The sequence below is a fragment of the Corynebacterium sp. HMSC061H03 genome, assembly GCF_001838215.1.
GTDB classification, from domain to species: domain Bacteria; phylum Actinomycetota; class Actinomycetes; order Mycobacteriales; family Mycobacteriaceae; genus Corynebacterium; species Corynebacterium jeikeium_D.
The window spans coordinates 62,077-70,311 of record NZ_KV836064.1; the positions used below are offsets into that span (position 1 = coordinate 62,077).

The window sequence follows — 8,235 nt, forward strand, 5'->3', positions numbered from 1 at the left end:
GCTACGGGCTGCTCGCTCGGGCTGCTCGCTTCGGCCGCTCGCTCGGGGATGCGAACTTGGGGCTGCAAATGTGAAACTGTATGGGTTTATGACACTTTCAAGCCATTTTTCGGGCTGTTTTTGTCATAAACGCAGTCAGTAACTCGCATTGCCCCACCGCCACCGAACATAAACGAAAAACCCGCCACCCAGACGCATTTTTATACGCCCTGGATGACGGGTACTTGCAGGGGCGACAGGACTCGAACCTGCAACCTGCGGTTTTGGAGACCGCTGCTCTACCAATTGAGCCACGCCCCTTCACCACCAGCGAAAGAACTTTTCAGTCCTTAGCTGACAATGTCCCACCTTACTGCATTGCTGCATAATCAAGGCGGGGTTCGACGAACATCACTGTCCGTAGTAGCGATGGGGGGGATCGAACCCCCGACCTCACGATTATGAGTCGTGCGCTCTCACCATCTGAGCTACATCGCCCCTATTCTCTACCGGACATAAGTCCGTATAAAAGAACAGAGCCCCCTGACAGAATCGAACTGTCGACCTTTTCCTTACCATGGAAACGCTCTGCCGACTGAGCTAAGGGGGCATCAGCATCCGTTGAACTCAGCACGTAACTCCGTGGCCAATTGTTGACCGCTTTGTTTCGCTCTGTGCTCTCCGTGAAGCCTTGCAAAGATTAACCCGAAATCACCACTAAGCACAAATCAGCAGGTAGGCAGCGGTATTTCTTGTCGCGTTTGCAGACATTTGGCGCGCACTTATGGATAATTTATTCACTTATCGATGAGCTCCAGCGGAACCATAAGTGAATAGCTCATCGATGAGTGGCTGCCCTCTAACTCGAGCCTCTAACTCGAGCCCCTGCCCCCGCTTAATCCAGAGCCCCTCACTCGAGCCCCTACCCCAAACCCCTGCCCCGCATCCCCACCAACGGCCCCTACAAACAAAAAAAATCACCGCGAGAAAGTTCTCGCGGTGATTTCACTGTGCCAGATGATGGATTCGAACCAACGAAGGCAATGCCGACGGATTTACAATCCGCTCCCTTTGGCCGCTCGGGCAATCTGGCGTGCACTCTTAAACGGTGCGAATGGAATGCTACCCACTACTCTGTCATTTACACAAATCGGCAGGTCGAGAGGATATTTTCCTACCCGGATTCACCCCTCAGCAGAACTCAACCCAGAGCCGAGCTCACCTCAGAGCAGTGCTCGTCCCTAGGCTCGTCTCGCCGATGGAGCTCAATCCACTACCCCACGCGCTCCACGGTGTAGCGAGCAACGTGACGCAGAGCATCCTTGGCCGCACAGTCGGGAAGGTCAGCAATGACGCGGTCGGACTCATCCAGCAGTTCATTGACCTTCTCCATCGCGCGAGCCACGCCGTTGGTCTGAGCCAGGAGCTCGAGGGCCTCGTCGACAAGCGCGTCGTCGGCGACTGGGCCGACGAGAATCTCACGGAGGCGGTCAGCGGCTGGAGTATCTTCCTGCAGCGCGTAGAGAACCGGCAGCGTGAAGACACCCTCGCGCAAGTCAGTGCCCGGAGTCTTGCCAGACTGATCGGTGTTGGAGGAGATGTCGATGATGTCGTCGACAATTTGGAAAACGATACCGATTAGTTCGCCATAGCGGCGCAGCGCGTTGGAAATATCGGCGGACGCACCGGCGTGATAGGCACCGAGATAGCCAGCCGATGCGATGAGCACACCGGTCTTTTCGGCAATGACCTTCAGGTAGCGCTCGATGCGCTCTTCAATCGGCAGGTCCAAGTCGTTGAGGCACTCGCGCATCTGACCTGTGACAAGAACACCGAAGGTCTCAGCGAAGTGAGCCACGCTCTCGGAGCCGAGCTCTGCCAGCAGGCGGGACGCAGCAGCGAAGAGGTAGTCACCGGCCAGAATGGCGACGGTGTTGTCCCAGCGCGAGTTTGCGGAGGGCACGCCGCGGCGCTTATCCGCTTCATCCATGACGTCGTCGTGGTAGAGCGTCGCCAGGTGCGTCAGCTCCAGCACCGTCGCGGCGGTGATGACCTTATCGCTCTCCGGGTTCTCACCGAACTGCGCGGCCAGCATGGTAAACATCGGGCGGAAGCGCTTACCACCAGCGTGAGCTAGGTGGGAAACCCGCTCGACTAGGAAGTCCTCGCCGCGCCCCAGCTCGGTAATCAGGAGGTCCTCGCTCTTGCGCATTCCCTCGGTGATAGTTGCTTCCAGCGCCTCATCAACGAAGTGAGAACTAGTGGCGGTGTGCTCACCAGTGCCCTGAGCACTTCCGGAACTAAGCCCGGAGTAGTCTCCAGTACGCATTCGAGACCTGCCTAACTGACGATAAAAGATAAGAAACTGCTAAATAAACTACCTTACGAGCATAGTGGCTAGCAGACCAGTTCCCATATTTGTTTCAACGTCGTTATACGCTGGGGCAATGACCTCAAGCCCGATTTCGCGAGTTTCCCCCACGTTCGACGGCACCGTCGCTCTACCCAGCAGCACTGACGTGCTCATTGTTGGCGCAGGCCCCACCGGCTCCGCAGCCGCGATTCACGCCGCCCGCGCCGGTTTTTCGGTCACTGTGGTCGACTCCCAGCGCTTCCCGCGCGACAAAACTTGTGGCGACGGACTCACTCCTCGCGCCATCGCTGAGCTACGTCGTCTAGGGCTTGACGACGAGCTCCTGCGCCGCAACCGCAACCGCGGACTCAAGCTGCACGGCTTCGGCGGCTCCATCACCGCACCTTGGCCAGATGATGCCTCCGGCACTTTTCCCGCTGTCGGATCCGCGATGTCGCGAGTTGAGCTCGACACTTTCTTGCTCAATGCCGCCGCTGATGCCGGTGCGCAGGTCTTTGATGGAGTCGCAGCGCGGAAGGTGGTTCTCGGAGCGCTGAACACTGGCGGCACGCGGGGTCATGGCGTGCGCGAGGTGGAGCTTTCCGACCGCGAGGGCAAGCCACACACCATCTCGGCCCGCTGGTTGCTCGTGGCCGATGGGGTCCGCAGTACCGTCGGCAAGCAGCTGGGGCGTGCGTGGCATCGAGACAACGTCTTTGGCGTGGCCGCACGGTCGTATGTCAGCTTCGACAGCGCAGACGTAGCGGATGACTGGATTCACTCGCACCTGGAACTGCGCAGCTCCGATGGGCAGACGCACCCGGGCTATGGCTGGATTTTCCCGCTGGGAGAAGGCCGGGCGAATGTGGGGTGTGGGGCGCTGGCGACATCGGCACGCCCGGCGCGCACGAATGTGAAGAAGTTGCTGCGCGAGTACCACGGACAGGTGCGCGATCAGTGGCAGATGAGCGAGCCGGAGCACGTGACGTCGGCGCTGCTGCCGATGGGCGGTGCCGTGTCGAATGTGGCGGGGCCGAACTGGGCGTTGCTCGGTGATGCTGCGTGCTTGGTCAACCCGCTCAACGGTGAGGGCATTGACTACGGCATGGAGTCGGCGCGACTGGCAGTGGAGCTGATTAGTTCGATTGGTGCGGGCCGCGATGGGCTGACGCACTCCTGGCCCGCCCTACTTCGCGACCACTACGGCACCGGCTTCTCGCTGGCTCGCAAGTTGGCGCTGACGCTGACGTACCCGAGCTTCCTTCCCACGGTCGGCCCGCTGACCATCGGCGCCCCGTGGGGAAGCCAGCTCATGGGTGTTGCCGCACGCCTGATGGGAAACCTGGTCACGGAACACGACCGCGACGTAGTGGCGCGACTCTGGCGCGCTTCGGGGAGGACAGCGCTGGCCTCCGATAAGTGGTTCGGGCGCCAGCCCTGGCAGTAGGAATCGCTTTACGACGGACCCTGCGACCCAGCCCGACTGAGAGCTAGCGAGCTACTGCACGGGCTTGGTTGCCGAGTGCAGCGCTGCGATACCGAAGGTGAGATTCTGCCAACCGGCATCCTCCCAGCCAGAGGCATTGATGTCGCGGGCAAGCTGCGGCTGGTTTGGCCAGGCGCGAATCGACTCCGCCAAGTACACATAGGCCTCCGGGTTCGAGGAGACAACCTTGGCAATCTGCGGCAGTGCCCGCATCAGGTATTCCTTGTAGAAGGTGCTGAACACCGGCACCACAGGGGTGGAGAACTCACAGACTGTTAGCTGGCCTCCGGGCTTGGCCACGCGGGCTAGCTCAGCGAGGCCCGCCTTGTAGTCCACGATGTTGCGCAGACCGAAGCTGATGGTCACCGCGTCGAAGGTGTTGTCCGGGAATGGCAGCTTCATGCCGTCACCGCAGACCTTGGGAACATCGCGGTGTGCACCGGCCTTGAGCATACCTCGGGAGAAGTCACAGGCAACGACGTATGCGCCAGACTTTGCCAACTCCACTGAGGAAACAGCCGTACCAGCGGCCAGGTCGAGGACCTTCTGGCCGGGCTGCAGGTTCAGGCGCTTTGCCGTGCGCACACGCCAGTAGTGGTCAATACCACCGGTGAGCACGGTATTGGTGATGTCGTAATTCTTCCCCACGCCGTCGAACATCGAGGCGACTTCGCTGGGATTTTTCGTTAAATCAGCCCTAGACACGATGTCCAGATTACGCGACCGACTTCTGACGCGTAGCAGCACCTGTACGGGAGGCATCAATCGCATCTGCTGCGACCTTGCTTGACGTCTCGGCCGCGGAGACCCCAGAAACCTCCTCGTAGTGGCGAACCAGGTCTGCACACAGTGCTTCCCAGGTGCGTTCGGTCACGGTGTCGCGGCAGCGGTTGCGCAGCTGCTTACGTGCCAGCTCATCGTCGACGAGCAGCAGCTTGTCGACCGCCTCAGACAGATCGCGGGTGAAAGTCTTGGGTTCCAGCAGGTAGCCGTTGACGTCGTTGGTAATCAGGTCGCGCGGGCCGCCTGCGTTCGGAGCGATAGCCGGCACACCGGAGGCGTGGGCTTCCTGTACCGCCTGGCAGAAGGTTTCAAAGTCACCGGTGTGGACGAACACATCCAGACTGGCGAATGCCGCTGCCAACTTATCGCCGGTGAGCTGTCCGGTAAAGACGGCATTCGGCATCTGCTTCTGCAGCTTCTGCAGCTCCGGGCCATTGCCGACAATGACCACCTGGATATCATCGCGGCCGTTCAGCGCTGCCAGCCGCTCCACAGACTTCTCCGCCGCGAGCCTGCCGACATAACCAACAATCGGCTTGCCCTCCGGGCTCCACTGCTTCCTGAGCTCTTCACTACGCTTTGTCGGAGTAAAGCGAACCGCATCAACACCGCGGCCCCAGCGGTAGACATCACGAATCTTGTGATCCTGCAGGTCCTCAATAGTCGGCGACGACGGCGCCAGCGTTCGGGCGCAGGAGTTGTGAATCACGCGCGTCCACAACCACGCGGCCGTGGAGAGCCCCGCCAACTTGTAGTTCTTGGCAAAACCCGCAACGTCCGTCTGATAGATGGCCACAGCCGGGATGCCCAGTGCCTTGGCAGTCAGCGCGCCCGCACCACCGAGCACAAATGGCGAAGCCAAGTGGACAACATCCGGCTTAAACTGCGTCAGCGCCGACGCTACCCGACGGTTCGGCACACCAATCGGCAACGAATCAATCAACGGCACCATCACAGTGGGCACACGCTCAATGCGGTAGTCGCAGTAGAACTCTGCCTCTTCCTGCCAGTCCCGAGCGCCCGGCGCAATCACCAGCGCCTCGTGTCCTTCACGGCGTAAGTGTTCCAACACCCGCAGCACGGAGTTTGTCACTCCATTGATGTTGGGCAAGAAGCTTTCAGCAATGATGGCAACGCGCATGGTGCTAGTTTTCCATCTCGTCGGAAAGCGAAAGTGACCCTCTGTTTACCTTTTGGGGATCTCTTTGTAAACGACGGGTTGCGCGCAACGACAACCACCACAACGGCGCGACAACGATAAACGCAACCGAAGCGATGCTGGTCGCCGGGAGAAGTGACAACGTCCATGTGCGTCCGGCGACGCGGACGACATTGGGATCAGTGCGGTCGTATTCGACGCGGACGCGCTGCCCCTCTTCCAGACCAACGGGATAGAGCAAACCGGTTGGTGGCGACTGAAAATCACCATTCTCGTCGACGAAATCAACCGTGGTGCGAAGGAGCTCGACCGAGCGCACATTGGCTACGGACTGCCCCATGTTCGACTCGATATTGCGGTCATTAATGAAGCAGCCAACCACCATGGCCAGACACGACAGCAACAGGCAAATCATCACAAAGAGCAGTACCTGACGAAGGAAGCGCGGCCAATTGGCCAGGGCAGTTTTCCACTGCATGGCGGTCGCGACCTCCCTATTTTTCTGTCCCTGATTGTTTCCAGCTCTGATTGGATGCTGCCGGCCGGCTAGTGCTTGTCCAGCACCCCAATCTCCGCATTGTATGCCAGCTTGTGATGCAACTGCCGACGCGTCGCACGCGTGGTCGCCACCTCAATGACGCGGATGCCGTCGACATCGGTATCCGGGTGCAACTGCGCGAGCAGATCTGGGAGGCGGTCGACACGCACGTGCTCGACCCCGTAAGCCTGGCAGATGCCCTCAAAGTCCACGTCCTGCGGCGTGCCGAAGATGCGCTCAAAGCTTCCCCGCAGAGCCGGGCTGCCCGCCTCCAGCGTCTCGAAAATACCGCCACCGGCATCATTGGCCACCACGATGGTGAGGTTTTCCGGCCTCGGCTCCAGCGGCCCAATTGCCAACGCTGCGGAGTCGTGCTGGAACGTCAGGTCACCCATAAGTGCAATCGTCCGCGGCGGGCGAATCTCGTCGGCATGCTCACGGTCGGACGCCAGCGCAATACCGATTGCCGTCGCCACCGTGCCGTCGATGCCCGCGGCACCTCGTCCCGCATACGTGTTCACACCCGGGAAAGGCAGGCCCGTGTACGACGCATCGCGCACCGGGTTCGACGCGCCCAGCACCACGTTGTCACCCGTGCGCAGGCTATCCGTCAGAGCCGCCGCCACATGAAATCCGGTCAGCGGTTCCTCCGCTTCAATCGACTCGGTAAGCGTCTCTCGCACGGACTTCACCGCCAATTCGCTGGCAGCCTCACAGATTTTCGTCCACTGCGGGTCCTGCTCCCCCACAGTCTGCACATGCCTAACGACGGCCCTTGCGTTCGCCGTCACATCCGGGAACTCCACCCCAAAACCGTGGTTTTCCGCTTCGGAGACAACGGTCAGCTCGATATCCGGATTGGCCAGCAGCTTAGAGATACCTCGGTGCAGCGTCGGCCTGCCGACTAACACAATCTGCTCCGGCAGAATCTGCGCAAAAGTACCCGCCGCGAGCGGGTGAACCGGGTGCGCCGGCGCATATGCATTCGGCTCAGCGATGGTTGGCAGATCCTCCAGCGCCGGCAGGTGCGGGGCATTCGAACCCGCAATCACGAGTGTGCGGCGGCTGATGTCAATTGTGGCTGTGCTAGCCGCGTTGGCCGGGCCGGTTGCGGTGGCCGAGTTGGCTGCGATGGCGGCCGCGCCGACGTTGTTGCTGTTGGTAGGCGCAATCGTGGTCCAGGGGCCGCCGTCGGCGCGGCCCTCGGGGATGTCGGCGACGGAGTCGTCGTCAGGCACGAGCGGTTCGACAAAACGGACGTTAAGGTGGCCGGCGCCGGATGCCATGGCGGCGACAACGCGATCGATGCGGGCGCGGATCTGCGCGGCGGTGGCCTTCGTGACCGGGGCGGTGCCGTCCAGATCGAACTCGACAACGGAGGCATCAGCGAACAGGCGATCCTGGACGATGGTCTGGTTCGCGCCAGTGCCTCGATAATGCGCGGGGCGGTCGGCGGTCAGTGCCAGCAGCGGAATGCCCGACGCGGTGGCTTCCACCATGGCGGGCACGAGGTTCGCCACTGCTGTGCCGGACGTTGTAATTACCGGGGTCACCTTGCGGGTGCGCGAGGCCAGGCCGAGGGCGAGGAAGGCGGCGGAGCGTTCATCGATACGTACGTGGAGGCGAACCTTCGCCGCGTCGGCGGCCTGGACCAGAGCGCGGGCGAGCGGGGCGGACCGGGAACCCGGGCACACCACGGCATCGACCATGCCGAGACGCAGCAGCTCATCGACGATGAGGCCCGCTACCACTGCGGATGGGGCTTGTGTGGACTGGGCGGCGTGAGTGGTTTCGACCGCGCCGGTGTCCGGGTCTTGAGAGGTGTCCTGGTTATTGTTCACACTCAATAGGCTACTTGCCGGGAGTTACTGACTAGGTTTATGTCAGTTTGGAAGCCGTTTTTCGGGCGGTAGGGTCAGGCGGTCATTGCATCATGG

6 protein-coding genes and 4 tRNA genes are annotated in these 8,235 nt (G+C 61.0%); 1 reads left to right on the forward strand and 9 read right to left on the reverse strand.

Annotated elements, in window-relative coordinates; all coding sequences use genetic code 11:
* Window positions 1–227: 227 nt before the first annotated feature.
* The 5 genes from HMPREF2787_RS04605 to HMPREF2787_RS04625 form a co-directional block, all read right to left on the reverse strand.
* Window positions 228–300, reverse strand: a tRNA-Trp gene (locus HMPREF2787_RS04605).
* A 103-nt stretch (window positions 301–403) separates the two neighbouring features.
* A tRNA-Met gene (locus HMPREF2787_RS04610) sits at window positions 404–477 on the reverse strand.
* 39 nt (window positions 478–516) lie between these two features.
* Window positions 517–589 (reverse strand) — tRNA-Thr (locus HMPREF2787_RS04615).
* Between the two features lie 401 nt (window positions 590–990).
* Window positions 991–1,072 (reverse strand) — tRNA-Tyr (locus tag HMPREF2787_RS04620).
* A gap of 180 nt (window positions 1,073–1,252) precedes the next feature.
* On the reverse strand, window positions 1,253–2,308 hold the full coding sequence (locus HMPREF2787_RS04625) for a polyprenyl synthetase family protein (RefSeq protein WP_070858515.1): 1,056 nt from the start codon (window positions 2,306–2,308) through the stop codon (window positions 1,253–1,255).
* Window positions 2,309–2,426: 118 nt separating this feature from the next.
* Between HMPREF2787_RS04625 and HMPREF2787_RS04630 the strand changes: the two genes are divergently transcribed.
* Window positions 2,427–3,779: a geranylgeranyl reductase family protein gene (locus HMPREF2787_RS04630; protein ID WP_246824198.1), complete on the forward strand. Its 1,353-nt coding sequence runs from the start codon at window positions 2,427–2,429 to the stop codon at window positions 3,777–3,779.
* Between the two features lie 51 nt (window positions 3,780–3,830).
* On the opposite strand, the gene HMPREF2787_RS04635 is transcribed toward HMPREF2787_RS04630, so the two are convergent.
* From HMPREF2787_RS04635 to menD, 4 genes are all read right to left on the reverse strand, one after another.
* Window positions 3,831–4,523 carry a demethylmenaquinone methyltransferase gene (locus tag HMPREF2787_RS04635; RefSeq protein ID WP_049172335.1) on the reverse strand — a complete coding sequence of 231 codons (693 nt, stop codon included), beginning with the start codon at window positions 4,521–4,523 and terminating at the stop codon, window positions 3,831–3,833.
* Window positions 4,524–4,533: 10 nt separating this feature from the next.
* Entirely contained in the window at window positions 4,534–5,742 is a 1,209-nt protein-coding gene (locus tag HMPREF2787_RS04640) for a glycosyltransferase family 4 protein (RefSeq protein ID WP_070858516.1), read from the reverse strand.
* Window positions 5,743–5,746: 4 nt separating this feature from the next.
* A complete protein-coding gene (locus HMPREF2787_RS04645; RefSeq protein ID WP_070858517.1) occupies window positions 5,747–6,238 on the reverse strand; it encodes a DUF3592 domain-containing protein in 492 nt (163 codons plus the stop codon).
* Between the two features lie 68 nt (window positions 6,239–6,306).
* Window positions 6,307–8,139 (reverse strand): 2-succinyl-5-enolpyruvyl-6-hydroxy-3-cyclohexene-1-carboxylic-acid synthase, encoded by a 1,833-nt coding sequence (gene menD / locus HMPREF2787_RS04650; RefSeq protein WP_083326659.1) that lies wholly within the window; start codon window positions 8,137–8,139, stop codon window positions 6,307–6,309.
* Between the last annotated feature and the right edge of the window lie 96 nt (window positions 8,140–8,235).